The organism is Pseudomonas sp. SLBN-26 (assembly GCF_006715895.1).
In the GTDB taxonomy this organism is placed as follows: domain Bacteria; phylum Pseudomonadota; class Gammaproteobacteria; order Pseudomonadales; family Pseudomonadaceae; genus Metapseudomonas; species Metapseudomonas otitidis.
The window spans coordinates 725749-752155 of the sequence record NZ_VFOB01000001.1; the positions used below are offsets into that span (position 1 = coordinate 725749).

Genomic DNA, 26407 nt, shown 5'->3' on the forward strand with positions numbered 1-26407 from the left:
CTTCAGGCGTGGGAGGCGAGGCGGGCCTGGTTGCGACCGGCCTGCTTGGCCTGGTAGAGCAGCTGGTCGCAGCGCGCCAGCAGGTCCTGGGGATGGGCCAGCCCTGGTGCGCTGGAGAGGCCGCCGCCGAGGCTGATGGTGAGGTGGTCCAGGCCATCCGGGCGGTGGCCATGGTCGATCCCCAGGTCCGCCACCTCGCGGCGCAGGCGCTCGGCGATGGCCAGCAGCTCCTGCGCGTCGCTGACCTGCAGCAGCACCACGAACTCCTCGCCGCCGTAGCGGAAGATCTCCGCCTGCCCACTGCGCAGCGCACTGCCCATGGCCTCCGCCACCTGGCGCAGGCACTGGTCCCCGGCCGGGTGGCCGTAGTGGTCGTTGTAGGGCTTGAAGTAGTCGATGTCGGCCATCAGCAGGGCGAAGGGGCGGCCGTTGCGGCCCATCTGCTGCCAGTGCTCGTCCAGGTGCTGGTCGAAGGCGCGGCGGTTGCCGACCCGGGTGAGGGCGTCGGTGCTGGCCATCTCCTGCAGGCGCTGGTTGAGCAGCGCCAGCTCCTCGCGCTGGCGGCGCTCCTCCTGCTCGGACAGGAAGGCCTGGCGCACCCCGGCGATGTTGGTCCAGCTGATGGCCAGGCTGAAGATCAGCACCGGCACGAACACCAGGGCGAAGATCATCACCGCCTTGGGGTTCCCCGGGTGGAGCAGCCACACGTTCCAGAAGATCACCCCGGTGATGATCATCGAGCAGGCGAGGATGCCCCGGAACGAATAGCGCACCCCCAGGTTGCCGAGGACGATGAACACCACCGAGGCGTAGAGGAAGGTGGGCACGTCCGGCGAGCTGCTGGCCTTGAGCAGCTCGAACCAGGCGACGGTGGAGACGATGTCGTGGAGCGGCATCAGCATGTCCCGCACCAGCACGCTCCGGCAGTAGCGGAACACCAGGAAGATGTTGAGCAGCCCGACCAGGCTCAGGCCGCCGCGCAGCAACAGCGAATTCCAGGCCATGTCCGGGATCAGCAGCGCGTCGGCCAGGACGTAGGAGTCATAGGCGATCATCGCGATGAAGTTGATCGCCAGCAGGAAGCGCCCGTGGCGTTCGAGCACGTAGCGGCGGAAGGCCGGCATCTGGCCGGGCGGGATGTGGCGCGTACGCGGCCGGGCAGGGGATTCGAAGGGTTCGAGTCGGGTCATGGGCCGCGCGGGGAGTGATGGCGAGCGGCCAGTTTAGGGGGCGCCCGCGATGCCGTCCATCGCCTCGCGAGCGCCTTTTCACGGGGCTACAGCCAGCGTCGGACCTGCTCGCGGTAGGCCAGGTAGTCGGCGCCGAAGAGCTGTTCGAGCATGCGTTCCTCCGGCGGGATCTGGTAGCGCTCGATGTACAGCATGAACAGCACCACGCCCGCCAGGGCGAAGGGCGCGGCGAGCCACAGGCCCCAGCCCAGCAGCATCAGGGCGAAGCCCAGGTACATGGGGTTGCGGGTGCGGTGGTAGATGCCGCGGATGACCAGGGCCGAGGTGCGCTCGGGGTGGATCGGGTTGACCGTGGTGCGGGCCTGGCGGAAGGCCAGGGCACCGGCCAGGCAGACCGCCACGCCGGCGGCCAGCACCAGCAGCGCGAGCAGCAGCCGCAGCGCCGGGGGCAGGGCGAAGGGCAGGCCCGGCGTGACCTGGGCCAGGCCGTACATCAGCGCGGCGCAGGCCAGCCCCACCAGCGGCGGCGGGATGCGTCGCTCCAGCCAGCGGGCACGGGGGAGCGCGGTGGGTGTCTGGGTCATGGGGCTGTCCTTGCGAGGTGGGGGAGGCGTCATCATCAAGCCTGGAGTGGCTACAGAGTCAAGCACGCCTCCTGCGCCTCACTGGTCCCGTTCGAAGCGCACGCCGGGCTTGGCGCGTTCGTCCACCCGCAGCTCGAAGACGTCGGGGCGGGCGTAGTGGCCGACCACGTCGAAGTCGTAGCGGGCGCGGGTCAGCTGGTCGGTGTCCACTTCGGCGCAGAGCAGGCCGGTGGCGTTGCGCAGCGGGCCGGCGAGCACCTCGCCCAGCGGGTCGACGATCACACTGCCGCCCTGGATCAGCGGGCGGTCGTCATCCCAGCCCGGCACCTCGATGCCCAGCTCGCGGGGCGAGGGCTGCACCTGGCAGGCGCTGATCACGAAGCAGCGGCCCTCATGGGCGATGTGGCGCATGGAGCATTGCCACACCTCGCGCTCGTCCACCGTCGGTGCGCACCACAGTTCCACGCCCTTGGCGTACATGGCGGTGCGCAGCAGCGGCATGTGGTTCTCCCAGCAGATGGCGGCGCCCAGGCGGCCGGCGGCGCTGTCCACCACCGGCAGGGTGGAGCCGTCGCCCTTGGCCCAGATCAGCCGCTCGGTGCCCGTGGGCATCAGCTTGCGGTGCCGTGCCACCAGGCCTTCGCCGGGCTCGAAGAACAGCGCCGTGCAGTACAGCGAGCTGCCCGCGCGCTCGATCACCCCCAGCACCAGGCTGGCGCCGGTGCGGGCGGAGAGGCCGGCCAGGGCCTCGGTCTCGGCGCCCGGCACGTCGATGGCGTTGGCGTGGTAGCGGGCGAAGGCCTCGCGCCCCTCCGGCAGGCGATAGCCCAGGCGGGTGCCGAAGATCTCGCCCTTGGGGTAGCCGCCCAGCAGCGCCTCGGGCATCACCACCAGGGCGGCGCCGGCGTCGCGGATGGCCTGTTCGTAGGAGAGGATGAGGTCCAGGGTGGCCTGCTTGCCTTCCGGCAGGGAGCCGATCTGCAGGGCGGCGACGGTGCGGCGGGGCATGGCGTGGGTCCTTGCTTGGTGAGGGATGACGGGGATGCTATAAGCCCCGCTTCCCGCAATGAATGGCGATTCGCTGCTAATCGATATGAAGCGCATGAATATCGAACAGGCCGACCTGAACCTGCTCAAGGTCTTCGAGGCCCTCCACGAAGAAGGCAGCGCCAGCCGCGCCTCGGTGCGCCTGGGGCTGACCCAGTCGGCGGTCAGCGCGGCCCTCGGGCGCCTGCGCCTGCTCTACGGCGATGCGCTGTTCCAGCGCACCGGGCGCGGCTTGGCGCCGACCCTGCTGGCGGACCAGCTCAAGCCGGTGATCAGCGAGGCCTTGGACCGGGTGCGCCAGAGCCTCGACCTGGTGGCCCCGGAGGGCGGCGACTTCAGCGGACGCTCGGTGACGGTGGGGCTCTCCGACGACTTCGAGATCGCCCTCGCGCCCCGGCTGCTGGCCCAGGTGGCGCGGCGGGCGCCGCAGCTGCGGCTGATCTTCCGCCAGACCCACAGCCAGATCGTCAACGCCGCGCTGATGGAGCGCCAGGTGGACCTGGCGATCACCTCCGGCGGCATCACCAGCCAGGGCCTGAGCCGCGCCTTGCTGGGGGAGGGTGGCTACGCCTGCGTGGTCGACCCCGAGGGGTTCGGCGATGCCGGGGCGCTGGACCTGGAACGCTTCGTCGCCAGCCCGCACCTGCTGATTTCCTCCGGCGGCTTCATCGGCATCGTCGACGAGGCCCTGGCCGCCCTCGGGCGCAGCCGCCGGGTGCTGGCCTCCACCACCCACTTCGCCGCCTTGCCCTATCTGCTCAAGGGCACGCCGGCCCTGGCCACGGTGCCGGCCCATGCCGCCAAAGCGGTGGCCCGCGTCAGCGGCCTGCGGGTGCTGGCCTGCCCGCTGGCGCTGCGGCGCTACCCCATCGAGCTGGGCTGGCGACCCCGCGCCCTGGAGGACCGCGCCGTGGCGCTGGTCCGCGAGGCCATCGAAGCCTGCTTCCCCCTGACCCCGTCCCAAGGAGCCTGAGATGGACAAGTTGCTGGCCCTCAAGCTGTTCGTCGCCACCGTCGATTGCCGGGGCTTTTCCGCCGCCGCCCGCCAGCTGGGGCTGGCCACCTCCTCGGTGACCCGCGCGGTGGACGGGCTGGAGCGCGAGCTGGGCGCGGTGCTGCTGAACCGTTCGCCGCGCCAGGTCACGGTGACCGAGGCGGGCACCAGCTATTACCTCAGCGCGCGGCAGATCCTCGAACAGCTGGCCGAGGCCGACGCCGCCGTGAGCGATGGCGGGGACGAGCCCAGCGGGCCGCTGCGGGTCTCCGCGCCGGTGTCCTTCGGCCGCCACCGGCTGTCGCCGCGCTTGGGCGCCTGGCTGCAGCAGTACCCGCGCCTGGAGCTGGACCTGACCCTGACCGACGAGATCGTCGACCTGCTGGGGGAGCGTGTCGACGTGTCCATCCGCCTCGGCGTGCCGGCGCCCATGGACGGCGTGGTGGCGCGGCCCCTCGGGCAGTTCCGTCGCCGCGTGGTGGCCAGCCCCGGCTACCTGGCCCAGCGCGGCACGCCGGAGCACCCCCGGGAGCTGGCCGGGCATGACTGCCTGCGCTTCGACTTCGGCCGCGCCCGGCAGTGCTGGACCTTCCACGACGCCGCCGGGACGCGCCTGCAGGTGCCGGTACACGGCCGTCTGCGCAGCAACAACATCGACGTGTTGCGTGACGCGGCCCTGGCCGGCGCCGGCCTGGCGCTGCTGCCCGACTGGCTCGCCGAGGCGGAGCTGGCGGACGGGCGCCTGTGCGAACTGCTGCCCGGCTGGTCGGTCAACCCGGACGACTCGCAGCCCCAGGTGACCGCCCTGTACCTGCCCAATCACCGGGGTTCGCGGCGCATCGCCGCGTTCATGGCGTTCGTGGCGGAGCAGTTGTGAAGCTACGTTGCGCCGCACGCAACGCCATGTTGCGGTGGGGGCGGATTCAGTCGGTGGGGCGGGGCGCATAACCTTGGCGCCAGGTTCCCTGCCAACCCGAGGATTGCGATGAACACCCAGACCCTTGCCCACTCACCCGTTGCCCATGCCCTGGGGCGCGGGTTGGTGATGCTCTTCGCGCTGTGCTGCGGCGCCATCGTGGCGAACATCTACTACGCCCAGCCGATCATCGAACTGATCGCCCCGGATGTGGGGCTGTCCAGCCACGGCGCCAGCCTGATCGTCTCCCTCACCCAGGTCGGCTATGCCCTGGGGCTGTTCTTCCTGGTGCCCCTGGCGGACCTGCTGGAGAACCGCCGGCTGGTGCTGGCGACCCTGGCGGTGACCTTCTTCAGCCTGCTGGCGGTGGGCTTCACCGAGCGGCCGGGCGGGCTGCTGCTGGCCTCGGCGCTGATCGGCTTCAGCTCGGTGTCGGTGCAGATGCTGATCCCCCTGGCGGCGCACCTGGCACCCGAGGCCAGTCGCGGCCGGGTGGTGGGCGGCATCATGGGCGGCCTGCTGCTGGGCATCCTGCTGGCGCGGCCGCTGTCCAGCCTGGTGGCGGACCACTTCGGCTGGCGCACGGTGTTCTTCGCGGCGGCGGGCCTGATGCTGCTGATCGCCGGGGTGGTGCGCGTGGCGCTGCCCGACCATCGCCCGGCCCACAAGGCCAGCTACGGCCAGTTGCTGGCCTCCCTCTGGCACCTGCTCCAGCGCGAGCCGGTGCTGCGCCGCCGGGCGTTGTACCAGGCGTTGCTGTTCGCCGCGTTCAGCCTGTTCTGGACCACGGCGCCCGTTGAGCTGGCGCGGGTCCACGGCCTGTCGCAGTCGCAGATCGCCCTGTTCGCCCTGGTAGGGGCCATCGGCGCCATCGCGGCCCCCATCGCCGGGCGCCTGGCGGACGCCGGGCACACCCAGCGCCTGTCGTTCCTGGCGATGGGGCTGGCGGTGCTGAGCTTCATCCCCGGCTTGCCGGGCCTGCCCCTGGGCGTGGTGGGGCTGGCCCTGACCGGGGTACTGCTGGACTTCGCCGTGCAGATGAACATGGTGCTCGGCCAGCGCGAGGTCTACGCCCTGGACGCCAGCAGCCGCGGGCGCCTCAACGCGCTGTACATGACCAGCATCTTCATCGGCGGCGCCCTCGGCTCGGCGGTGGCCAGCCTGGCCTACGAACAGGGCGGCTGGTTGCTGGTCGCCGGGCTTGGCGCGGGGCTGCCGGCGCTGGCGCTGCTGGCCTTCGTCCTGGTGGGCCGGCCCCGGGTGACCCCCGTCTGACTGGCGGACCAGTGCCAGCGGATTTCCTTGAACCAGCCGACAACATTCCGCTGCCGGCTGGCCTAGGCTCCTGTATCCCGACCCGCCGGGTCGGCTCTTGAAACGATCGCAGGGAGCGAACCGATGAAACTGGCCAAGGACGACATAGCCCGCTTGTTCACCCTCCATTTGCCGGACTACCGCTGCGAGGTCTCCCGCCACGGCGTGGCGGAGCTGGCCCTGCAATTCACCCACCGCGCCCTGGGTGATGTGTTCACTCTCTGCGTACCGGCCCGCGAACTGGATGGCGCCCCGGCGGTGCGGGCCCTCAGCCGGGCCCTGGCGGAGGAGTTCGAAGGCGCCGTGGGCGCGCGCCTGTGCTTCGGCACCCTGCGTCGCCGGGCCTGAGCGCAATAACGTACAAGACCGGCCCGCTGGCGGGCGGCACCTTCGGCGGGTCCTTCCTGCCCGAGCGTTGCCATGGCCTTGCACATCGAAACCCCGTTGATCCACTCCCACCCGCTCTCCGCAGCCGCCGGGCGGCGCGTCCGGCTCAAGCTGGAGGCGCTGCAGCCGCCCGGTTCGTTCAAGATCCGCGGCGTCGGTGCCGCCTGCGAGGTGCACGCGCGGGCGGGCAAGCGGCGTTTCATCTGCTCCTCCGGCGGTAATGCCGGGCTGGCGATGACCTTTGCCGGGCGCCAGCTGGGCGTCCCGGTGACGGTGGTGGTGCCGGAGAACACGCCGGAGCGCGCCCGCGAAGCCCTGCGCCGCGAAGGCGCGGACCTGCGGGTGCACGGCGCCGCCTGGCACGAGGCCAACGAACTGGCGCTGTCCCTGGTGGGCCCGGAGGACGCCTTCATCCACCCCTTCGATGACCCGCTGCTCTGGAGCGGCCACGCCAGCCTGGTGGACGAGGCCGTGCGCCAGGGCCCCCGGCCCGGCGCCATGGTGCTCTCGGTGGGCGGTGGCGGCCTGTTCAGCGGCGTGGTGGAGGGCCTGCGCCGCAACGGCTGGGACGATGTGCCGGTGGTGACGGTGGAAACCCGGGGCGCCGCGTCCTTCGCCGCTGCGCGGGAGGCCGGCACGGCGGTGACCCTGGACACGCTGGCCACCTGCGCCGGCTCCCTGGCGGCGCGCCGCGTGTGCGACCGTGCCGTCGAGCTGGCGCGGCTGCACCCCGTGCGCAGCCATCGGGTCAGCGACCGCGAGGCACTGCAGGCCTGCGAGCGCTTCCTCGACGATCACCGCCTGCTGGTGGAGCCGGCCTGCGGCGCAGCGCTGGCCGCGCTCTACGGGGAATGCCCGGCGCTGGAAGATCTCGACGACGTGCTGGTGGTGGTCTGCGGCGGGGTGACCGCCAGCCTGGAACAGATCCGCGCCTGGCACGCCCAGGCCGCCGACTGAGCTGCACGAATCTTCCAGACAGCGCCGCTGGGCGGCCGATAATGGCGGGCCGCACCCCCTGCGGTGCAGGATGGCCCCCTGGCTGAGCGGAGCGCGCCCATGGCGGATGGCAACTGGATCGATCTCAAGCAGGATGCCGGCACCGGCATCGAGACGCTGCGCGCGCACTTTCGCGGGCACGCCTATGACCCGCATTGGCACGACAGCTACCTGGTGGGTGTCACCGAGCAGGGCGTGCAGCAGTTCCATTGCCGGCGTGCACGGCACACCAGCACCCCGGGCCAGGTGTTCCTGCTGGAGCCGGGGGAGGTCCATGACGGGCATGCGCCCACCGAGGATGGCTTCACCTATTCCATGCTCTACCTGGAGCCGGACTGGCTGGAACGCGAGCTGCGCAGCCTGTTCGAGGACGCCCCGGCCCATTGCCAGCCCAGCTTCGCGGGCACCCTCGCCAGCGACCCGCAGCTGGCGCTGGCGACGCTGACCGCCTTTCGCGCCCTGCACCAGCAGGAGCTGCGCATGCTGCGCCAGGCCGCGGTGGACCAGTTGCTGGTGCGCATGACCGATCACCTGCACTGGCGCAGCCGGCAGCGCCAGGACCCGCGCCTGCCGCTGGTGGCGCTACGGGCGCGGGACTACCTGCAGGCCCACCTGGGTGAAGACATCGGCCTGGACGACCTGGCGCTGGCCGTGGGGGTGGACCGCTTCCGCCTCAGCCGCGCCTTCAAGGCCGCCTTCGGCCTGGCACCCCACGCCTACCTGATCCAGCTGCGCCTGAGCCGGGCGCGGCAACTGCTGGCCCGGGGGCAGACGCCCGCCGAGGTGGCCAGCGCGCTCGGCTTTGCCGACCAGAGCCACCTGGGGCGCTGGTTCCGCCGGGCCTACCGGCTGACCCCGGCGGACTACCGTCGGCGCTGCACACGCCTTCCAGACTGAGCGGCCGGCGGGCCGGAAGATGGGGGCTCCCCACTCCGGAGCCCCCCATGGACACGCTGTCACCCTTCGCACTCTTCGCCTTCGTCGCCTCCATCACCCCCGGCCCCACCAACCTGCTGGTGCTGGGCAACGCCGCGCGTTTCGGACTGCGCCGGGTGTGGCCCATCGTGCTCGGTGCCTGCTCGGCGGCCACCGCTGTCCTGGCCCTGGTCGGCCTCGGCCTGGGGGAGGTGCTGCTGCGGCTGCCGGCCCTGCAGCTGGCGATGAAGGTCGCCGGCTTCGCCTGGCTCTGCTGGCTCGCCTGGGGCCTGTACCGCAGCGCCGGCCGCGACCTCGGCCCGGACGCCGGCCGGCCCCTGGGCGTGGCCGGCGCGATGGGGCTGCAACTGGTGAACCCCAAGGTGTGGATGACTGCGCTGGTGGTGATGGGCGTGTACCTGCCCGGTGCCGGGGACCTGGCTATCCGGGTGCTGCAGCTGGCGCTGGTGTTCCTGCTGGTGTCGCTGCCCTGCATGGGGGCCTGGGCGCTGCTGGGGGCGGGCAGCGCACGGCTGCTGCCGGGGCACCGGGCGCAGCGGCGGTTCAACCGGGCCATGGCGGTGCTGCTGTTCCTGTCGGCCTGCCTGGCGCTGGGAGGCTGACCGCTTGGCCATAACCAATTGGTTGGCCTGAGACCCATCTGACGCTAGGCTTGCGCGCATTGCCCTGCCTGGACCTGCCCGTGAACATCGACACCCGCATCAAGTTCCGTCACCTGGTGTGCTTCCTCGAAGTGGCACGCCAGGGCACCCTGGCGCGCGCGGCGGACAAGCTGGCGGTCAGCCAGCCGGCCATCTCCAAGACCCTGCGCGAGCTGGAGGACCTGCTGGGCGCCAGCCTGTTCGTGCGTGGCCATGGCGGGGTCACCCTGAGCGAGGCGGGGGTGGCCTTCATGCGTTATGCCGGGCCCTGCGTGCAGGCCCTGCGGGACGGGGTGAACAGCCTGCGCAGCGGCGAGCATGAGTCGGCCACGCTGCGCCTGGGGGTGCTGTCCACCGTGGAGAGCCTGCTGGTGCCCGAAGCGGTGCGCCGCCTGCATGCGCGCCACCCGTCGCTGGTGGCCAGCGTGATCACCGGCCCCAGCGCCTGGCTGCTGTCGCAGCTGCACCTGGGCGAGCTGGACCTGGTGGTGGGGCGCATGACCGACAGCCCGCAGATCCAGGGGCTGGTGTTCGAGCACCTGTACAGCGAGTCGATGACCCTGGTGGTGCGCCCCGGCCACCCGCTGCTGGCGGCACCCGTGTTGCGCGAGGCCCTGCAGGGCTTCCCGCTGGTGCTGCCGCTGGCCGGGACCACCATCCGCAAGTACGCCGATGCCTTCTTCGTGCAGTGCGGCGTGGCGCAGCCGCGCCAGCGCCTGGAGACCCTGTCGGTGGCCCTGAGCCGGCGCTACGTGCAGACCGGCGAGGCGATCTGGATCGCCCCCTACGACGCGGTGCAGCTGGACCTGCGGCGCGGCGAGCTGGTGGAGCTGGACCTGGGCATCCGCGAGCCCGGCGGCTCGGTGGGCATCTGCAGCAACGCCGCGCTGCCGCTGCCCCTGGCCGCCCACTGGTGCGTGGAGGTGCTGCGGGAACTGGGGCAGGACTACCGGGACGGCCACTACCCGGAGTCGGGCAGTGCCTGATTCACCCATAACCCAGTGGTTATGCCTGGCGGTGTTCTTTTCAGTTCACGGGCCGTGCCCCAGCGGCGAGACTGCCAACCGCCCGCTGCCTGGCAGCCTCCACAACTCGAACAACAGGAGACCGACATGGCCGATCTTCCCTCGGAAAGCCGCTTTGTCATCCGCGACCGTAATTGGCACCCCAAGGCCCTGACCCCCGACTACAAGACTTCCGTGCCGCGCTCTCCGCGCCAGGCGCTGGTGAGCATCCCGCAATCGCTGTCGGAAACCACCGGCCCGGACTTCTCCCACCTGAAGATGGGCGAGCACGACAACGACCTGCTGCTGAACTTCAACCACGGCGGCCTGCCCATCGGTGAGCGCATCGTCGTCTCCGGCCGGGTCATGGACCAGTACGGCAAGCCGATCCCCCACATCCTGGTGGAGATGTGGCAGGCCAACGCCGGCGGCCGCTACCGCCACAAGAACGACCGCTACCTGGCGCCCCTGGACCCCAACTTCGGCGGTGTCGGCCGTGCCCTGACCGACAGCGAGGGCCGCTACATCTTCCGCACCGTCAAGCCGGGCCCGTACCCCTGGCGCAACGGCCCGAACGACTGGCGCCCCGCGCACATCCATTTCTCCATCAGCGGCCCGTCCATCTCCACCCGGCTGATCACCCAGCTGTACTTCGAAGGCGACCCGCTCATCCCGCTGTGCCCCATCGTCAAGAGCATCGCCAACCCCGATGCCGTGCAGACGCTGATCGCCAAGCTGGACATGGGCAACGCCAACCCCATGGACTGCCTGGCCTACCGCTTCGACATCGTGCTGCGCGGCCAGCGCAAGACCCACTTCGAGAACCGCTGAGGAGACACCCGCATGCCCATCGAACTGCTGCCGGAAACCCCTTCCCAGACCGCCGGCCCCTACGTGCACATCGGCCTGGCCCTCGAAGCCGCCGGCAACCCGACCCGCGACCAGGAGATCTGGAACCGCATGGCCAAGCCCGGCGCGCCGGGTGAACACATCGTGCTGATCGGCCACGTCTACGACGGCAACGGCCACCTGGTGCGCGACTCCTTCCTGGAGTTCTGGCAGGCCAACCACGAGGGGGTGTACGACACCGCCTTCGACCTGGAGAAGCCGTTCAACAGCTTCGGCCGCACCGCCACCACCTTCGACGCCGGCGAGTGGACCCTGCACACCATCAAGCCCGGTGTGGTGAAGAACGCCGCCGGGGTGCCCATGGCGCCGCACATCAACGTGTCGCTGTTCGCCCGGGGCATCAACATCCACCTGCAGACCCGCCTGTACTTCGAGGACGAGGCCCAGGCCAACGCGGCGGACCCGGTGCTCAACCTGATCGAGCAGCCGCAACGCCGCGAGACGCTGGTGGCGCGCCGCTGCGAAGTGGAGGGGCGCCTGGCCTACCGCTTCGACATCCGCATCCAGGGGGAAGGGGAAACGGTGTTCTTTGACTTCTAGGGAACCGGCCCCCGTGCCCGATGCGCTGACCGAACCCATCGGCCAGCGCATCCAGCGGCACTTCGAGTCGGCGCTGGAGGCCCGGGGTTACCGGGCCGACCCCGCGCAACGCACCGCCATTGCCCGTCTCGGCCAATGGCTGGAGGCGTTTGTGGCGGGGCGCAGCGGCTGGCTGCGGCGGCTGCCGGCCGGCCTCTACCTGTGGGGCGGCGTGGGGCGCGGCAAGAGCTTCGTGATGGACGCCTTCTTCGACGCGGCCCCGGTGCCGGGCAAGCGGCGGGTGCATTTCCACGCCTTCCTGCAGGAGTTGCAGGGGCGCATCGCCGCCTTCGCCGGCCAGCCGGACCCGCTGGCCCTGGCGGCCCGTGCGCTGGCCGGGGAGGCGCCGCTGCTGTGCTTCGACGAGTTCCACGTCCATGACATCGGCGATGCGGTGCTGCTCGGGCGCCTGCTCAAGGTGCTGGTGGAGGAGGGCGTCGGCCTGGTGTGCACCTCCAACTACCACCCGGACGGCCTGTGCCCGAACCCGCTGTACCGGGAGCGCTTCAAACCCGCCATCGCCCTGATCGAGAAACGCTTCGAGGTGATCCACCTGGACGGCAGCGAGGACTACCGCCAGCGTGGCAGCGAGCGGGAGGCCTGGGGCGAGTACGCCTGGCCGCAGTCGGCCTTTGGCGAGGGCTGGATCGCCGCCCGCCTGGGGCTGGAGGCGGCGGATGGCCAGGTGCTGACGGTCAACCACCGGCCGCTGCCGGTCCGGGCTGCAAGCGCTGACCGGGCCTGGATCGCCTTCGACAGGCTCTGCCGGGACCCGCGCTCCAGTGCCGACTTCCTCTGGCTGTGCCGGCAGTTCCGCCACCTCGCCATCAGCGAGGTGCCGTGCCTGGGCGAGGAGGCCATCGACGTCCAGCAGCGCTTCGTCAACCTGGTGGACATCGCCTACGACGCCGGCACGCGCCTGCTGCTGACCAGCGAGGCGGACCTCGACGCCCTGTGCCGGGGCAAGCCGCACATGGACTTCTCACGAACCCGCAGCCGGCTCGGGCAGCTGCGCCCGCTGCACCCCGACTTTCCGGATTGAACATGCTGCAGATACTCGCCATCACCGCGCCGATCTTCATCCTCATCGGCCTGGGCTTTCTCTCCGCACGCTTCGGCCTGGTGACCCAGGTCCAGGCCCAGGGCATGGGCCGCTTCGTCATCACCTTCGCGCTGCCGGCGCTGGTGGTCCACGCGCTGCTGCAGCGGCCCCTGGGCGAGGTCCTCGACCTGGGCTACCTGCTGGCCTATGGGCTGGGCTCGCAACTGGTGTTCTGGGGCGGCCTGCTGTTCACCCGGCTGGTGCGGGGCGAACCGCTGAGCGCATCGGCCATCACCGCGCTGGGGATGTCGGTGTCCAACAGCGGTTTCATCGGCTACCCCATCGTCGCCCTGGTGGTCGGCCCTACGGCGGGGGTGGCCCTGGCGCTGAACATGCTGGTGGAGAACCTGCTGATGATCCCCCTGGCCCTGGGCCTGGCCGAGATGGGCCAGCAGGGCGGCAGCCGCCTGCGCGATGCGCTGCGCGACACCTTCCTGCGGCTGTTGCGCAACCCGGTGATCATCGGCATCAGCGTCGGCCTGCTGCTGGCGCTGCTGGAGGTGCGGCTGCCCGCGGTGCCGGCGCGGGTGGTGGACATGCTGGCCTCGGCCTCCGCCCCGGTGGCGCTGTTCGTCATCGGTGCCAGCCTGCTCGGCCTGCGTGCCGGCGGCCTGCTGGCGGACGTGGCGCAACTGAGCCTCGGCAAGCTGGTGCTGCACCCGCTGGTGGTGTTGCTGTGCTTCCAGCTGCTGCCGCCGACGGACCCGATGCTGAAGGTGGCCGGGGTGCTCTTCGCCAGCGCGCCGATGATGAGCATCTACCCCATCCTCGGCCAGCGTTTCGGCCAGGAAGGGCGCTGCGCGGCGGCGCTGGTGGCTTGCACCGTGCTGGCCTTCGGCAGCATCAGCCTGTTCATCGGCCTGATGCACTGAGCGCTGCTCAGTGCCAGCCCCGGGCGCGCGGGTGGCGCGCCGGGGTGGTGGCGTCTGCGGGGGGAGGTGGGCACTGCCTTGTGGGCAGGGCCCTGCCCGGAAGGGCGCGGCACCTGACCGAACCGCGCGCTCCCCGGCGGCGCAGAACGTACGGACGGCCGCGCCGGGGGTCAATTGCGATTATCGAACTTCGGTTCGATAATCGACCGCCTGCTGCGACCGCGACTCCACACAGGACAACAACAATGACCGAAGAAACGCGTGCACCCCTGACCCCCCTGGCGCCGCCCATCGTCGCCTCGCCGGCCAAGCGCATCGAGGCCTTCACCGGGGACCCCAACTTCATGACCTCCCTGGCGCGTGGCCTGGCGGTGATCCACGCCTTCCAGGAGCGCAAGCGCCACCTGACCATCGCCCAGATCAGCCATCGCACCGAGATTCCCCGCGCCGCCGTGCGCCGGTGCCTGCACACGCTGATGAAGCTGGGCTACGTCACCACCGACGGGCGCACCTATTCGCTGCTGCCCAAGGTGCTGACCCTGGGCCACGCCTACCTGTCCTCGACGCCCTTGGCGGTGACGGCCCAGCCGATCCTCGACCGACTCAGCGAGCAGCTGCACGAGGCCTGCTCCATGGCCACCCTGGAGGGCGACGAGATCCTCTACATCGCCCGTTCGGCCACGCCCCAGCGGCTCATCTCGGTGGACCTCAGCGTCGGCAGCCGCCTGCCGGCCTACTGCACCTCCATGGGCCGCATCCTGCTGGCCGCCCTGGACGACGCGGCCCTGGATGACTACCTGGAGCACGCCGACCTGCAGGTAAAGACCAGCCGCACCGTCTGCACCCCCGAGGGCCTGCGCGCCAGCGTCGAGGAGATCCGCCGCCAGGGCTGGGTGATCATCGACCAGGAGCTGGAAATGGGCCTGCGCTCCGTCGCGGTGCCGCTGAAGGACTCCGCCGGCCAGGTGCTGGCCGCGCTGAACGTGGGCACCCACGCCGGCCGGGTGTCCCGCCAGGAACTGGAGAACCGCTTCCTGCCGGTGCTGCTGGAAGCCAGCAAGGAACTCAGTACCCGCCTGTTCCACTGAGGTGACGCTGCGCGGCCGGGGAGGCCGCGCCCACCCGGCTGAACCTGTTCGACTATCGAACGCTTTGCCGATTATCGAATTGAACCCCCGGGGCGCTCTCCGTAACGTCTGCACAGCCCGCTGCCTGGCGGTCGGGCCCATAAGAACAATGAGAGACCGTTCCTGCCGCCACCGAGCGGCCGTGCACGCCCTCATTCCTGTCCAGTCCGAGCCGGTCCCGGTCGTCACCTTGCAAGAGGTCGCGGGTGCCAGGCCCCAGCAGGAATCCTTGCATGACCAGCCAAGCCCACGTGCCCGTTGCGGGCACCCTCGATGTCCAGCGCTTCATCAATGCCCAGCCGTTGTCCGCCTACCAGTGGCGCGTCGTCCTGCTGTGCTTCCTCATCGTCTTCCTCGACGGCCTCGACACCGCCGCCATGGGCTTCATCGCCCCGGCCCTGACCCAGGAGTGGGGCATCGACCGTGCCAGCCTCGGCCCGGTGATGAGCGCCGCGCTGATCGGCATGGTCTTCGGCGCCCTCGGTTCCGGCCCGCTGGCCGACCGCTTCGGGCGCAAGCTGGTGCTGGTGGGGGCGGTGTTCCTGTTCGGGCTGTTCAGCCTGTTCTCGGCCTTCAGCGCCAACGTCGACCAGCTGCTGGTGCTGCGCTTCCTCACCGGCCTGGGGCTGGGGGCGGCGATGCCCAACGCCACCACGCTGCTCTCCGAGTACACCCCCGAGCGCCTCAAGTCGCTGCTGGTGACCAGCATGTTCTGCGGCTTCAACCTGGGCATGGCCGGTGGTGGCTTCGTCTCCGCCAAGCTGATCCCGGCGTTCGGCTGGCACAGCCTGCTGCTGATCGGCGGCCTGCTGCCGCTGCTGCTGACCCTGGTGCTGCTGCTGTGGCTGCCCGAGTCGGCGCGCTACCTGGTGGTGCGCAACAAGGGCGATGAACGCGTTCGCCGCGTGCTGGCGCCCATCGCCCCGAGCGAAGTGGCCGTGGCCAGCGGCTTCAGCGTGCCGGAGCAGCAGACGGTGCAGAGCCGCAACGTGTTCCGGGTGATCTTCTCCGGCACCTACAGCGCCGGCACCCTGCTGCTGTGGCTGACCTATTTCATGGGGCTGGTGATCGTCTACCTGCTCACCAGCTGGCTGCCGACCCTGCTGCGCGACAGCGGCGCCAGCCTGGAGCAGGCCGCTTCCATCGGTGCGCTGTTCCAGCTGGGCGGGGTGCTCAGTGCGGTGGGCGTGGGCTGGGCGATGGACCGTTTCGACCCGCACCGGGTGATCGGCGTGTTCTACCTGCTGGCCGGGGTCTTCGCCTGGCTCGTCGGCCAGAGCCTGGGCCAGATGACCCTGCTGGCCACCCTGGTGCTGGTGGCGGGCATGTGCATCAACGGCGCGCAGTCGGCCATGCCGTCCCTCGCGGCACGCTTCTACCCGACCCAGGGCCGCGCCACCGGCGTGTCCTGGATGCTCGGCATCGGCCGCTTCGGCGCCATCCTCGGTGCCTGGATCGGCGCCACCCTGCTGGGCCTGGGCTGGAACTTCGAGCAGGTGCTCACCGCCCTGGTACTGCCGGCCGCCCTGGCCACCGCCGCCGTGCTGGTGAAGGGCCTGGTCAGCCACGCCGACGCCACCTGATCCCGCCTCAGCCCTCGGGCGGCTGCCAGCCGCCGCCGAGGGCCTTGTAGAGGCTGACGCTGGCCTGCAGTTGCGCGAGGCGCACCTGCACGGCGGCGTCTTCGGCCTGGAACAGGCTGCGCTGGGTCTCCAGCACCGTCAGCCAGGTCTCCGCTCCTGCCCGGTAGCGGCGTTCGGCCAGTTCGAACGCCTGCCGGGCGCGGTCGCGCTCTTCGGCTTGCCAGCGTTGCTGGTGGGCGCTGCCCTCCAGGGCCAGCAGGGCGCGTTCGACGTCGGCGAAGGCGTTGACGATGGCGCCCTGGTAGGTGGCCAGCAGCTCCGCCTGGCGCGCCTGGCGTTGCTGGTGCACGGCGTCCAGGCGACCGGCGTTGAAGATCGGCGCGCTGAGGGCCACGCCCAGGTTGGTGTAGGGGTTGCGCAGCAGGTCGGGGAACTGGTCGGCGCCGCTGCCCAGGGCGGCGGTGAGGCTGAGGCTCGGCAGCAGGGCGGCGCGGGCCACGGCGATATCGGCCTCGGCGGCGGCCAGGCGGGCTTCGGCGGCGGCGATGTCGGGGCGCCGGGCCAGCAGCGCGCTGGGCAGGCCGGGGTCGAGGGTTGGGTTGGCGAGGCGTTCGAAGCCCTGGTCGCTGACCTGCAGCTGCTGCACGGGCTGGCCGAGCAGGGCGGCGAGGGCGACCCGGGCCTCCTGCTGCTGTTGCCGGAGGCGTGCGTGCTCGCGTTCGCGGGCGGCCAGCAGGCCCTGCTGTTGGGCCAGCTCCACGGTGCCGGCAGCACCGGCGGCATGCCGGGTCTGCACCAGCGCCAGGACCTGGCGGGCGTTGTCGCTGTTCTGCCGGGCGATCCGCTGCTGCTCCGCCAGGGCCTGGAGCGTGAGGTAGGCGCTGGCCACGGCGCTTTCCAGGGTCAGCTCCAGGGCGGCCTGGTCGAAGCGGCTGGCGGCGTAGCCCTGTTCGGCGCTGGCCAGGGCGGCGGCCTTGCCGCCCCACAGGTCGAGTTCGTAGCTGGTGTTCAGCAGGCCGCCGAAGCTGTGGTAGCGCGGCTGCTCGCGGCTGGCATCCAACTGGCTGTAACCCGGGCCGCGCAGCAGGCGTTGCTGGTTGGCGCTGAGGTCCGCCTTGAGTTCAGGCAACAGCGGTGCGCGGGCCTGGGTGACGGCGGCCCGGGCCTGGCGCAGGCGGGCGCGGCCGGCGGCCAGGTCGTGGCTGTCGGCGCGCGCCGTCTGGACCAGGCGCTCCAGGGCCGGGTCGTTGAAGTGACGCCACCAGTCGCGGGCGCTGACGGCCGCATCCGGGACGGCTGCCTGCCACCGGGGCGGCGGAGTGAGGGCGGCGGGTTCGACCGGCGCCTGGCGGGTGCAGGCGGCCAGGGTCAGGCACAGCAGGGCGAGGAGGGGCTTGGCGTCGGTCATGGTTGGGTGAGTGCGGTTACCGGGTCGAGGCGCGCGGCCTTGCGGGCCGGCATGTAGCCGAACAGGACGCCGGTGGCCAGGGCGCAGCCGAAGGCGCCGAGGGCGGCGAGCAGGGAGAAGCCCAGGGCCACGTCGGTGAGCAGCAGCAGGCCGCCCACCAGGCCGGCCAGCAGCAGGCCGAGCCCGCCGCCGGTGATGGAGAGCAGCGAGGCCTCGGTGAGGAACTGGCGGAGGATGTCGCGCTGGCGGGCGCCGGTGGCGATGCGGATGCCGATCTCGCGGGTGCGTTCGCGCACGGTCATGAGCATCACGTTCATCACGCCGATGCCACCCACCAGCAGGGAGATGGCGGCGATGGCGGCGAGCATCAGCGAGAGGCTGTTGCGGGTGCTGGCCTCGGCCTGGATCAGGGCGGCGTTGTTGGTCAGCTCGAAGTCCCGTACGCCCCGGTGCAGGCGCAGCAGCAAGCGGTCCAGCGCCGCTTCGGTGGCCTGCACCCGGCTGGCGTCGGCAGCGGCGACCACGACGAACGCCGGGTCGGGCTTGCCGAACAGGCGGATGCTGGCGGCGGAGTAGGGCACCACCACCTGGTTGTCGGCGTCTTCGTCGCCGGAGCTGGCGCCCTTGGCCACCAGGGTGCCGATGACGCGGAACGGCACCTGGCCGATGAGCAGGTCACGGCCCACCGGGTCGAGGCCGGGGAACAGGGTGTCGCGCACCTTCTGCCCGATCACCGCCACCGGCGCCGCTTCGGCTTCCTCCCGGGCGTCGAAGTAGCGCCCGCTGGCCACCGGCCAGTTGAGGATCTCGGGGAAGTCCACGCCGTTGCCGCGCACGTAGGGGGTGATGTCGCGGTTGCCGTAGCGCACCAGCAGTTCGCCGCCGATCACCGGCATGATCCGCCGCACCTGGGGCAGAGTGGACAGCGCGGCGATGTCGTCGAGGGTGATGATCCCCTCCGGCAGCCGAGGCGCTGGGGGGTAGCCGGAGAGGTAGATGATGTTGGAACCGAAGGCGCCCATCTGCGCCATGACCTGGCGCTTGCTGCCCTCGCCGATGGCCAGCATGACCACCACCGAGGCGACGCCGATGACGATGCCGAGCAGGGTCAGTACGGTGCGGAAGCGGTTGACGCCCATCATCCGCCAGGCGGCGCGCAGGGCATCGAGCAATTCGCCGGCCCAGGCGCCGGCCGGGGCGAGACTGGGTTGCTCCAGGCGTTCGCGCAGCTGGCTGGCGGGCCGTGCCCGGGGGCTGATGGCGGGGTCGGTGCCGCTGTCGCTGAGGATCTGCCCGTCGCGCACTTCGATCACCCGGCGGGCCCGTGCCGCCACCTGGCGGTCATGGGTGATGAGCAGCAGGGTGTGGCCTTCGGCGGACAGGGCGTCGAGCAGGTGCATGACGTCTTCGCCGCTCTGGCTGTCCAGTGCGCCGGTGGGTTCGTCGGCGAGGATCACGTGGCCGCCGTTCATCAGCGCACGGGCGATCGAGACCCGCTGCTGCTGGCCCCCGGAGAGCTGGTGCGGGCGGTTGTCGCTGCGGCTGCCCAGGCCCAGGCGCTGCAGCAGGTCGCGGGCGCGGGCGGCGCGTTGCGGGGCGGGGGTGCCGGCGTAGAGGGCGGGCACTTCGACGTTCTCGCGGGCGGAGGCGGCGGGGATCAGGTGGTAGCCCTGGAAGACGAAGCCGAAGGCTTCGCGGCGCAGCCAGGCCAGGGCGTCGGCGTCGAGCTGCGCCACGTCGCGCCCGGCGAAGCGGTAGTGCCCGTCACTGGGGCGGTCCAGGCAGCCGAGGATGTTCATCAGGGTGGATTTGCCGGAGCCGGAGGCGCCGACGATGGCGACGTATTCGCCGGCCTGGATGCGCAGGGAGACGCCGCGCAGCACCTCCACCTCGGGGGCGCCGTTGCCGCCGTAGCGCTTGCGGACGTCCTGCAGTTCCAGCAGGGGCGGTTCGCCGTTCATCCTTCGTGGGCCTCGTCGCCTACCAGCAGCCGCTCGCCTTCGGCCAGGCCGGTGAGCACCTGGACGCGCATGCGGTCCCGCAGGCCGATGCGCAGCTGGCGTTCCTCGACGGCGCCGCGCTCGTTCACCACCCGCACCCGGTCGCCGTCGCGCAGGGCCGCCAGGGGGATGGTCAGGGCTTTGCGGGCGTGGCCTTCGACGAACTGCACCTGGGCGGTCATGTCGGTCATCAGGGCGCCGTCGGGGTTGTCCACGTCCAGCAGCACGGTGTAGAGCACCACGCGGCCGCCACCGGCGGTGGGGCTGCCGCCGCCCTGGCTGAGCTGCTCCAGGGGCCGTGGCGGCAGCGGCAGGATCTGCCGCACCTTCGCGTCCCAGCGCCGTCCGCCGCCGCCCAGGGTGCTGAACCAGGCGGGCATGCCGGCCTGGATGCGGCCGATGTCGGCTTCGGACACCTGGGCCCAGAGGGTCATGGGCGAAAGCTGGGCGATGCGCAGGATGAGCGGGGTCTGCTGCTGGGCGTTGAGGGTCTGGCCGACCCGCGCGTCCAGGGCCACCACGGTGCCGGAGAGGGGCGCGTAGATGCGCGTGTAGCCCAGCTCGGCCTCGTCGCTGCGCAGGGTGGCGCGGGCCTGGTCGATCTGGGCACGGATCATGTCGATGCGGGCGCGGGTGGCGCGGACCTGGGCCTGGGCCACCTGCAGGTCTTCTTCACGGCCGGCGCCGCCGGCGAGCAGGGTGCGCTGGCGGGCGTGCTGCTGGTTGGCCAGGTCGTGCTGGGCGCGCTGTTCGGCGAGCTGGGCTTCGAGGGTCTGGATGGAATAGCGCCCGGCATCCACCTTGGCCTGCTGGGTGGACGGGTCGATCTCCACCAGCAGGTCGCCCTGGCGCACGCTGTCGCCGGGCTCCACGTGGAGCTTGAGGATCTGCCCGGAGGCCTGGGCGCCGACATCGACGTAGTGCCGGGGCTGCAGGGTGCCGAGGGCGCTAACGCTGCTCTCCAGGTCCGCCAGGGTGACGGCGACGCTGTCCGGGTGGGCCGACCGTGGGGCTTGGGTCCAGGCCACCAGGGCCAGCAGGGGGAGGGCGAGCAGGGGCGCGGCGAGCAGCTGTCGAGGTGTGGGCATGCGGGGCTTCCGGGCTGGCTGACGACCCGCGACCGCCGGTGCGACGACCACGGAGGGCTGCCTGGGAAACGGATGGAGGCCCGGGGGATTTAGTCCGGAGGGATGGCCAGGGGTGCTGGCTCAGCGGGCGTGGATCACCACGCGGCCGTCGTCCTGGGTGGCCAGGCGGATCGGCAGCACCTTGGGCAGGGCCTTGACCAGGTTGCCGATGTCCTGGGTGCTGTAGATGCCGCCGATGCGCTGCTCGCCGACGCTGGCATCGCCGAGCACCAGGGGGTGGTCGAGGTAGCGGTTGATCAGCGGCAGGGCGTCGGCCAGGGGCAGGTCGTCCAGCACCAGCTTGCCGTCGCGCCAGGCCAGGGCCTTGCCGGGGTCTGCCGCGCCGACGCGGGGCTGCAGGTCGCCAGGGCGGAAGGCGGCCTGCATGCCGGGGGAGAGGTTGCTGTCGTTGCCGTGGCGGGCGCTGCGCACCTTGACCGAGCCTTCGGTGACGGTGACCACGACGTTGTCCTGGTAGGTCCAGACGTTGAAGCGGGTGCCGGTGACGGTGATCGAGCCGGCCCCGGCATTCACCACGAAGGGGTGCTGCGGGTCGCGGCTGACGTGGAAGTAGGCTTCGCCACGGGACAGGTCCACCCGGCGCTGGTCGATGAAGCTGGCGTAGCTCAGGCGGCTGCCGAGGTTCAGCTCCACTTCGCTGCCGTCGCCCAGGGTGAAGCGCTGGATGCTCGCATCGGCGCTGTAGCGGTGGTAGCTGTCCGGCACCCAGCCGGCCAGCCAGCCGCTGTAGGCCGCCAGGGGCAGGCCGACCACCGCCAATGCCAGGGCGCGGGCGTGGCGGGCGAGGAAGCCGCGCCGCCGCACGGGTGTGGCCGGGCGCTGCTGCGGGGCCGGGGCGGGCCGGGGTGGCGTCGGGCGTGCAGCCTTGCCGAGAGGTGCGGTGCTGGGCGGCAGGTGGGCGCTGAGCTCCCAGATCTCCAGCATTTCCGCGTATTCCAGGGCGTTGGCCGGGTCGCTGTCGATCCAGGCCTGGAACTCGGCGCGCTCCTCGGCGGTGCAATCCTCGGCGTGCAGTCGCATGCACCAGTGGGCGGCGACTTCGACCAGGGGATCGCTGGGGGCGGGGGAGGTGGCTTTGTTCATCGGGCTTACCGGTTTGACCTGGGTTCCATGGTGATCTGAAGGCGATCCGTCGTTGAGGCTTAAATCTTGATGAGAATTATTATAAATTTAGTTCATTTCAGACTGCCAGCATCGTAGGACGATGGGCGTTGATCTCGCTCAACTGGTGTGGCCGCGTGGAACGCGGCCGGGGGACGCCTTGGAAAACTACTATCGGGAGCTGCTGCGTTTCCTCCAGTCCAGGCTCGGAGACCGCCAGGCAGCAGCGGATGTCGCCCATGACGCGTATTTGCGGGTGATGGAGCGTGCGAGTCAAGAGCGCATCGAGTCGCCACGGGCCTTTCTCTACCGCACGGCACTCAACCTGGTGGTGGACGAACACCGGCGCAGCGTCATCCGCCGCAACGAGCCGCTGGAGGTGCTGGACGAGGAGGAGCGCTTCCACGCGCCGTCGCCGCAGCGCCTGCTGGCCCGCGACCAGCGCCTGTCGATGCTCGGGCGGGCCCTGGACGAACTGCCCCAGGCCTGCCGCGATGCCTTCCTGCTGCGCAAGCTGGAAGGCCTGTCCCACGGGGAGATCGCCGAGCGCCTGGCGATTTCCCGCAGCCTGGTGGAGAAGCACATCGTCAATGCGATGAAGCACTGCCGGCTGCGCATGCGCGAGTGGGAGGCCGGTTGAGCCGCCGGTAAATTTCCCTGCCCAGTCCTCGTTCCTTGTCAGCAGGCGGCCACCGGGCCGTCCCCCATGACAGCCGCGGTCCGCGACGGCCCGCCAGCAGAGGACACAGGACATGACCCAGCCCCTCAACACCGCCATCCACGACCTGATCGGCATCGGCTTCGGCCCTTCCAACCTGGCCCTGGCCATCGCCCTGCAGGAGCGTGCCGCCAGCGGGCAGGGCGCCCTGGACGCGCTGTACCTCGACAAGCAGGCCGACTACCGCTGGCACGGCAACACCCTGGTGAACCAGAGCGAGCTGCAGATTTCCTTCCTCAAGGACCTGGTGACCCTGCGCAACCCCACCAGCCCGTACTCCTTCGTCAACTACCTGCGCCAGCACGACCGCCTGGTGGACTTCATCAACCTCGGCACCTTCTACCCCTGCCGCATGGAGTACAACGACTACCTGCGCTGGGTCGCCGGCCAGTTCGCCGACCAGTGCCGCTATGGCGAGGAGGTCCAGGCGGTGGAGCCGCTGCTGGAGGGCAACCAGGTGCAGGCGCTGCGGGTGGTCTCCCGCGATGCCAACGGCCAGTCCCAGGTACGCACCACCCGCGCGGTGGTGCTCAGCGCCGGCGGCACCCCGCGCGTGCCCCAGGCCTTTCGCCACCTCAAGGGCGATGCGCGGGTGTTCCACCACGCCCAGTACCTGGAGCGTATCCAGCAGCAGCCCTGTGCCAGCGGCCAGCCGATGCGCATCGCCATCGTCGGCGGCGGACAGAGCGCTGCGGAGGCCTTCATCGACCTCAACGACAGCTACCCGAACGTGCAGGTGGACGTGATCCTGCGGGGCTCCGCCCTCAAGCCGGCGGATGACAGCCCCTTCGTCAACGAGGTGTTCTCCCCCGAGTTCACCGACCTGATCTTCAGCCAGCCCACCGCCGAGCGTGAGCGGCTGATCCGTGAGTACCACAACACCAACTACTCGGTGGTGGACCTGGACCTGATCGAGCGTATCTACGGCATCTTCTATCGGCAGAAGGTCTCCGGCTCGCGCCGCCATGCCTTCCGCAACCTCAGCGCCGTGGAGCGGACCACCGCCACCACCGATGGCATCGAACTGGTGCTGCGCCACATCGCCACTGGCGAGCAGAGCAGCCACCGCTACGACGCGGTGGTGCTGGCCACCGGGTACGAGCGCCAGGCCCACCGCGAGCTGCTGGAACCCCTGGCGCCCTGGCTGGGCGATTTCGAGGTGGCCCGCGACTACCGCCTGCGCACCGACGACACCTTCCGCCCCGCGCTGTACATGCAGGGCTTCTGCCAGGCCAGCCACGGCCTCAGCGATACCCTGCTGTCGGTGCTGCCGATCCGTGCCGACGAGATCGCCGCCTCCCTGCACCAGCATCTGGAGCCCGCCGGTGCTGCCGGGCGTACCGCGCCGAGCTACGCCATCGCCGGCTGACCACCCCCGCGCCGGCTTCGTCCGGCGCGTTCCCTTTCTCCGCGAGAACCCCCGATGCCCATGCGCACCCTTGTCGCCGGGGCCGCAGCCTTGCTGCTGGCGCCGTGCCTGTCCCATGCCGCCGATGCCGGTGGCGACACCCTGATCCGCTGGACCGCCCACGGCGTGCCGCATATCCGCGCGACTGACGAGCGTGGCCTTGGGCGTGGCATCGGCTATGCCTACGCCCGCGACAATGCCTGCCTGCTGGCCGAAGAGATCATCACCGCGCGAGGCGAGCGGGCCCGCTGGTTCGGCGCGGACGGGCAGTCCTCCGCCGGCCTGGCCAACGTCCCGTCCGACCTGTTCTTCACCTGGCTGAACGCCCCCGAGCGGGTCGCCAGCTTCCGCCGTGCCCAGACCGACGAGGTGACCGAGCTGCTGGTCGGCTATGCCGAGGGCTTCAACCGCTACCTGGGCGAAGCCGACGCCGGTCGCACCCACTGCCTCGGGCAGGCCTGGCTGCGTTCCATCGAAGCGGATGACCTGGTCCGCCTGACCCGGCGCCTGCTGGTGGAGGGCGGTGTCGGCCAGTTCGCCGAAGCCGTGGTGGGCGCCGCACCGCCCGGGCGGCAACAGGCTGCTCGGGACAGCGGCCACACCCTCGCGCGGGTCGAAGGCTTTCGCCTGGACCGGGGCAGCAACGCCGTGGCCGTGGGCCGCCAGCGCAGTGCCGACGGCCCGGCCATGCTGCTGGCCAACCCGCACTTCCCGTGGAGCGGGGCGCTGCGTTTCTGGCAGCTGCACCTGACCATCCCCGGCAAGCTCGACGTGATGGGCGCCGCGCTGCCCGGCCTGCCGGTGGTCAACATCGGCTTTGGCCAGCACCTGGCCTGGACCCACACCGTGGACACCTCCGCGCACTTCACGCTGTACCGCCTGGAGCTGGACCCGAAGAACCCGACCCGTTACCGCGTCGACGGCCGCTACGAGCCCATGACCCGCACGCGCCTGCAGATCCGGGTGCGGCAGCCGTCCGGTGAGCTGGTCACCCAGTCCCACGACCTCTACGAATCCCGTTTCGGCCCGCTGCTGAACTGGCCCGGCAAGCTGGACTGGTCGGCCGGCGAAGCCTGGGCCCTGCGTGACGCCAACCTCGGCAACACCCGCGTGCTGCAGCAGTGGTACGCGATGAACCAGGCGCGCGACGTGAATGCCCTGCGCGCCAGTGTCGAGCGCCTGCAGGGCATTCCCTGGGTCAACACCCTGGCGGTGGATGACCGGGGCCGCGCGCTCTACATGAACCAATCCGTGGTGCCGCACCTGCAGCCCCAGCAGCTCGCCGAGTGCGTCATCCCGCAACTGGCGGAGCAGGGCCTGCCTGCCCTGCAGGGCAATCGCAGCGCCTGCGAATGGCAGCGGGAAGCCGGGGCCGCCCAGGCCGGCATCACCCCGGCCGCGCAGTTGCCCGTGCTGCTGCGCGAGGACTTCGTGCAGAACTCCAACGACAGCGCCTGGCTGACCAACCCGGCGAGCCCCCTGGCGGGCTACTCCCCCCTGGTGAGCCGGGAAACGCCGATCTCCCCCCGTGCCCGCTTCGCCCTGGGGCGCCTGCTAGGCCAGCAGCCGCTAGGGGCGGACGACCTGGCGGCAATGGTCACCGACAACCAGGTGAGCCTGGCCGGCGAACTGCTGCCGGAACTGCTGGCGCTGTGCAAGGCCCACGCCGGCGAAGTGGACCTGAGCCGCGCCTGCGCTGCCCTGGCCGACTGGGATGGCAAGGCGCGGGTAGACAGCGGCCTCGGCATGCTGGTGTTCCAGCAGGCGGCCCAGGCCTTCCTTGAACTGGACGACGGCTGGCTGCACCCCTTCGACCCCACGCGCCCGCTGGACACCCCCACCGGCATCGCACCGGCCGCCCGCGAACCGCTGCGCCAGGCCCTGATGGCCGCCAGCGAGGCCCTGGCCGCCTCGGGCGCCCCTGCCGATGCCCGCTGGGGTGATCTGCACCAGGTCACCCGCGGCGCCCGAACCTTCCCCATGCCCGGTGCCGACGGCCACCTGGGGGTCTACAACGCCATGCAGAGCGAACACCAGGGCGACCGCCTGGAAGTGGTCAGCGGCACCAGCTACCTGCAACTGGTCACCTTCGACGCCAACGGCCCCCGCGCCCGAGGCCTGCTGGCCTTCTCCCAGTCCAGCGACCCCGGCTCCCCCCACTACGCCGACCAGACCGCCCTGTTCGCCGATAACCCCTGGCAGCCGCTGCCCTTCAGTGACAGCGAAATCGATGCTGACCCGGCACTGGAGCGCAAAGTGCTGCAGCGCGAGTGATGCTTGGCGGCACGTTCTGGTAAAACCTCGACTCAGCCAGCGCTATGCGCTGGCTGAGTTTTTTGTGGGTGCGGTATCGAATGTCAACTTGGGGGAGTGTGTCGCGTTTTTAATTGGTCGCCGAAGTCTGCGGATATGCAAGATCTTTTATTGGTTAGATGGTCGGCCA

At 70.9% G+C, this 26407-nt stretch carries 24 protein-coding genes; 17 read left to right on the plus strand and 7 right to left on the minus strand.

Annotated elements, in window-relative coordinates; genetic code table 11:
• Positions 1–2: 2 nt before the first annotated feature.
• From FBY21_RS03515 to FBY21_RS03525, 3 genes are all read right to left on the minus strand, one after another.
• Positions 3–1190 (minus strand): GGDEF domain-containing protein, encoded by a 1188-nt coding sequence (locus FBY21_RS03515; RefSeq protein ID WP_142008653.1) that lies wholly within the window; start codon positions 1188–1190, stop codon positions 3–5.
• Between the two features lie 86 nt (positions 1191–1276).
• Positions 1277–1774 carry a methyltransferase family protein gene (locus FBY21_RS03520; protein ID WP_142008656.1) on the minus strand — a complete coding sequence of 166 codons (498 nt, stop codon included), beginning with the start codon at positions 1772–1774 and terminating at the stop codon, positions 1277–1279.
• Between the two features lie 78 nt (positions 1775–1852).
• Positions 1853–2782 carry a carbon-nitrogen hydrolase family protein gene (locus FBY21_RS03525; RefSeq protein WP_044399570.1) on the minus strand — a complete coding sequence of 310 codons (930 nt, stop codon included), beginning with the start codon at positions 2780–2782 and terminating at the stop codon, positions 1853–1855.
• 85 nt (positions 2783–2867) lie between these two features.
• Here FBY21_RS03525 and FBY21_RS03530 point away from each other — a divergent pair, with 85 nt between their 5' ends.
• The 14 genes from FBY21_RS03530 (at position 2868) to FBY21_RS03595 (ending at position 16181) form a co-directional block, all read left to right on the plus strand.
• Positions 2868–3794, plus strand: coding sequence for a LysR family transcriptional regulator (locus FBY21_RS03530; RefSeq protein WP_142008659.1), 927 nt, complete (start codon positions 2868–2870; stop codon positions 3792–3794).
• Between the two features lies 1 nt (position 3795).
• Positions 3796–4692, plus strand: a complete 897-nt coding sequence (locus tag FBY21_RS03535) for a LysR family transcriptional regulator (protein ID WP_142008661.1) — start codon at positions 3796–3798, stop codon at positions 4690–4692.
• 108 nt (positions 4693–4800) lie between these two features.
• Positions 4801–6006, plus strand: a complete 1206-nt coding sequence (locus FBY21_RS03540; protein ID WP_142008663.1) for an MFS transporter — start codon at positions 4801–4803, stop codon at positions 6004–6006.
• Positions 6007–6129: 123 nt separating this feature from the next.
• On the plus strand, positions 6130–6393 hold the full coding sequence (locus FBY21_RS03545; RefSeq protein WP_069565791.1) for a hypothetical protein: 264 nt from the start codon (positions 6130–6132) through the stop codon (positions 6391–6393).
• 72 nt (positions 6394–6465) lie between these two features.
• Positions 6466–7389, plus strand: coding sequence for a pyridoxal-phosphate dependent enzyme (locus tag FBY21_RS03550; RefSeq protein ID WP_142008665.1), 924 nt, complete (start codon positions 6466–6468; stop codon positions 7387–7389).
• A 99-nt stretch (positions 7390–7488) separates the two neighbouring features.
• Complete coding sequence (locus tag FBY21_RS03555; protein WP_069562738.1) at positions 7489–8325, plus strand: AraC family transcriptional regulator; 837 nt, start codon at positions 7489–7491, stop codon at positions 8323–8325.
• Positions 8326–8372: 47 nt separating this feature from the next.
• The gene (locus FBY21_RS03560; protein ID WP_142008667.1) at positions 8373–8966 is read left to right on the plus strand and encodes a LysE family translocator; all 594 of its coding nucleotides are present in this window, start codon (positions 8373–8375) and stop codon (positions 8964–8966) included.
• Positions 8967–9046: 80 nt separating this feature from the next.
• Positions 9047–9991, plus strand: coding sequence for a pca operon transcription factor PcaQ (pcaQ, locus tag FBY21_RS03565; protein ID WP_142008669.1), 945 nt, complete (start codon positions 9047–9049; stop codon positions 9989–9991).
• Positions 9992–10117: 126 nt separating this feature from the next.
• On the plus strand, positions 10118–10840 hold the full coding sequence (gene pcaH, locus FBY21_RS03570) for a protocatechuate 3,4-dioxygenase subunit beta (RefSeq protein ID WP_142008671.1): 723 nt from the start codon (positions 10118–10120) through the stop codon (positions 10838–10840).
• 12 nt (positions 10841–10852) lie between these two features.
• Complete coding sequence (gene pcaG, locus FBY21_RS03575; protein WP_142008673.1) at positions 10853–11458, plus strand: protocatechuate 3,4-dioxygenase subunit alpha; 606 nt, start codon at positions 10853–10855, stop codon at positions 11456–11458.
• Between the two features lie 13 nt (positions 11459–11471).
• Positions 11472–12539, plus strand: a complete 1068-nt coding sequence (gene zapE / locus FBY21_RS03580) for a cell division protein ZapE (RefSeq protein WP_253543629.1) — start codon at positions 11472–11474, stop codon at positions 12537–12539.
• Between the two features lie 2 nt (positions 12540–12541).
• Complete coding sequence (locus tag FBY21_RS03585) at positions 12542–13471, plus strand: AEC family transporter (RefSeq protein WP_074972087.1); 930 nt, start codon at positions 12542–12544, stop codon at positions 13469–13471.
• Positions 13472–13716: 245 nt separating this feature from the next.
• Entirely contained in the window at positions 13717–14559 is an 843-nt protein-coding gene (locus tag FBY21_RS03590; protein ID WP_142008678.1) for an IclR family transcriptional regulator C-terminal domain-containing protein, read from the plus strand.
• Positions 14560–14831: 272 nt separating this feature from the next.
• Positions 14832–16181 carry an MFS transporter gene (locus FBY21_RS03595; RefSeq protein ID WP_044399527.1) on the plus strand — a complete coding sequence of 450 codons (1350 nt, stop codon included), beginning with the start codon at positions 14832–14834 and terminating at the stop codon, positions 16179–16181.
• A gap of 7 nt (positions 16182–16188) precedes the next feature.
• Here FBY21_RS03595 and FBY21_RS03600 read toward each other — a convergent pair whose 3' ends face one another.
• From FBY21_RS03600 to FBY21_RS03615, 4 genes are all read right to left on the minus strand, one after another.
• Positions 16189–17589 carry an efflux transporter outer membrane subunit gene (locus tag FBY21_RS03600; RefSeq protein ID WP_142008680.1) on the minus strand — a complete coding sequence of 467 codons (1401 nt, stop codon included), beginning with the start codon at positions 17587–17589 and terminating at the stop codon, positions 16189–16191.
• Complete coding sequence (locus FBY21_RS03605) at positions 17586–19550, minus strand: MacB family efflux pump subunit (RefSeq protein ID WP_142008682.1); 1965 nt, start codon at positions 19548–19550, stop codon at positions 17586–17588. Before FBY21_RS03605 ends, FBY21_RS03600 begins: the two co-directional genes overlap by 4 nt.
• Positions 19547–20677 carry an efflux RND transporter periplasmic adaptor subunit gene (locus tag FBY21_RS03610; RefSeq protein ID WP_142008684.1) on the minus strand — a complete coding sequence of 377 codons (1131 nt, stop codon included), beginning with the start codon at positions 20675–20677 and terminating at the stop codon, positions 19547–19549. The genes FBY21_RS03605 and FBY21_RS03610 overlap by 4 nt, the downstream gene beginning before the upstream one ends.
• 120 nt (positions 20678–20797) lie before the next feature.
• Positions 20798–21820: a FecR family protein gene (locus FBY21_RS03615; protein WP_044399503.1), complete on the minus strand. Its 1023-nt coding sequence runs from the start codon at positions 21818–21820 to the stop codon at positions 20798–20800.
• 178 nt (positions 21821–21998) lie between these two features.
• On the opposite strand from FBY21_RS03615, the gene FBY21_RS03620 reads away from it, so the two are divergent.
• The 3 genes from FBY21_RS03620 to FBY21_RS03630 all read left to right on the plus strand — a co-directional run bounded on the left by FBY21_RS03620 (position 21999) and on the right by FBY21_RS03630 (position 26238).
• Positions 21999–22478 (plus strand): sigma-70 family RNA polymerase sigma factor, encoded by a 480-nt coding sequence (locus FBY21_RS03620; RefSeq protein WP_044399498.1) that lies wholly within the window; start codon positions 21999–22001, stop codon positions 22476–22478.
• A 112-nt stretch (positions 22479–22590) separates the two neighbouring features.
• A complete protein-coding gene (locus FBY21_RS03625) occupies positions 22591–23925 on the plus strand; it encodes a lysine N(6)-hydroxylase/L-ornithine N(5)-oxygenase family protein (protein WP_142008687.1) in 1335 nt (444 codons plus the stop codon).
• A gap of 60 nt (positions 23926–23985) precedes the next feature.
• On the plus strand, positions 23986–26238 hold the full coding sequence (locus FBY21_RS03630) for an acylase (protein ID WP_301308051.1): 2253 nt from the start codon (positions 23986–23988) through the stop codon (positions 26236–26238).
• Positions 26239–26407: the final 169 nt, after the last annotated feature.

Bases quoted from the DNA above. Each gene is read 5' to 3' on its own strand.
- FBY21_RS03610 (WP_142008684.1), bottom strand. From the start codon at position 20,677: ATGCCCACACCTCGACAGCTGCTCGCCGCGCCCCTGCTCGCCCTCCCC.
- FBY21_RS03520 (WP_142008656.1), bottom strand. From the start codon at position 1,774: ATGACCCAGACACCCACCGCGCTCCCCCGTGCCCGCTGGCTGGAGCGA.
- FBY21_RS03615 (WP_044399503.1), bottom strand. From the start codon at position 21,820: ATGAACAAAGCCACCTCCCCCGCCCCCAGCGATCCCCTGGTCGAAGTC.
- FBY21_RS03560 (WP_142008667.1), top strand. From the start codon at position 8,373: ATGGACACGCTGTCACCCTTCGCACTCTTCGCCTTCGTCGCCTCCATC.
- FBY21_RS03530 (WP_142008659.1), top strand. From the start codon at position 2,868: ATGAAGCGCATGAATATCGAACAGGCCGACCTGAACCTGCTCAAGGTC.
- FBY21_RS03525 (WP_044399570.1), bottom strand. From the start codon at position 2,782: ATGCCCCGCCGCACCGTCGCCGCCCTGCAGATCGGCTCCCTGCCGGAA.
- FBY21_RS03605 (WP_142008682.1), bottom strand. From the start codon at position 19,550: ATGAACGGCGAACCGCCCCTGCTGGAACTGCAGGACGTCCGCAAGCGC.
- FBY21_RS03595 (WP_044399527.1), top strand. From the start codon at position 14,832: ATGACCAGCCAAGCCCACGTGCCCGTTGCGGGCACCCTCGATGTCCAG.
- FBY21_RS03550 (WP_142008665.1), top strand. From the start codon at position 6,466: ATGGCCTTGCACATCGAAACCCCGTTGATCCACTCCCACCCGCTCTCC.
- FBY21_RS03555 (WP_069562738.1), top strand. From the start codon at position 7,489: ATGGCGGATGGCAACTGGATCGATCTCAAGCAGGATGCCGGCACCGGC.
- pcaG (WP_142008673.1), top strand. From the start codon at position 10,853: ATGCCCATCGAACTGCTGCCGGAAACCCCTTCCCAGACCGCCGGCCCC.
- FBY21_RS03515 (WP_142008653.1), bottom strand. From the start codon at position 1,190: ATGACCCGACTCGAACCCTTCGAATCCCCTGCCCGGCCGCGTACGCGC.
- FBY21_RS03600 (WP_142008680.1), bottom strand. From the start codon at position 17,589: ATGACCGACGCCAAGCCCCTCCTCGCCCTGCTGTGCCTGACCCTGGCC.
- FBY21_RS03630 (WP_301308051.1), top strand. From the start codon at position 23,986: ATGCGCACCCTTGTCGCCGGGGCCGCAGCCTTGCTGCTGGCGCCGTGC.
- FBY21_RS03590 (WP_142008678.1), top strand. From the start codon at position 13,717: ATGACCGAAGAAACGCGTGCACCCCTGACCCCCCTGGCGCCGCCCATC.
- pcaH (WP_142008671.1), top strand. From the start codon at position 10,118: ATGGCCGATCTTCCCTCGGAAAGCCGCTTTGTCATCCGCGACCGTAAT.
- FBY21_RS03585 (WP_074972087.1), top strand. From the start codon at position 12,542: ATGCTGCAGATACTCGCCATCACCGCGCCGATCTTCATCCTCATCGGC.
- FBY21_RS03625 (WP_142008687.1), top strand. From the start codon at position 22,591: ATGACCCAGCCCCTCAACACCGCCATCCACGACCTGATCGGCATCGGC.
- FBY21_RS03540 (WP_142008663.1), top strand. From the start codon at position 4,801: ATGAACACCCAGACCCTTGCCCACTCACCCGTTGCCCATGCCCTGGGG.
- FBY21_RS03535 (WP_142008661.1), top strand. From the start codon at position 3,796: ATGGACAAGTTGCTGGCCCTCAAGCTGTTCGTCGCCACCGTCGATTGC.
- FBY21_RS03545 (WP_069565791.1), top strand. From the start codon at position 6,130: ATGAAACTGGCCAAGGACGACATAGCCCGCTTGTTCACCCTCCATTTG.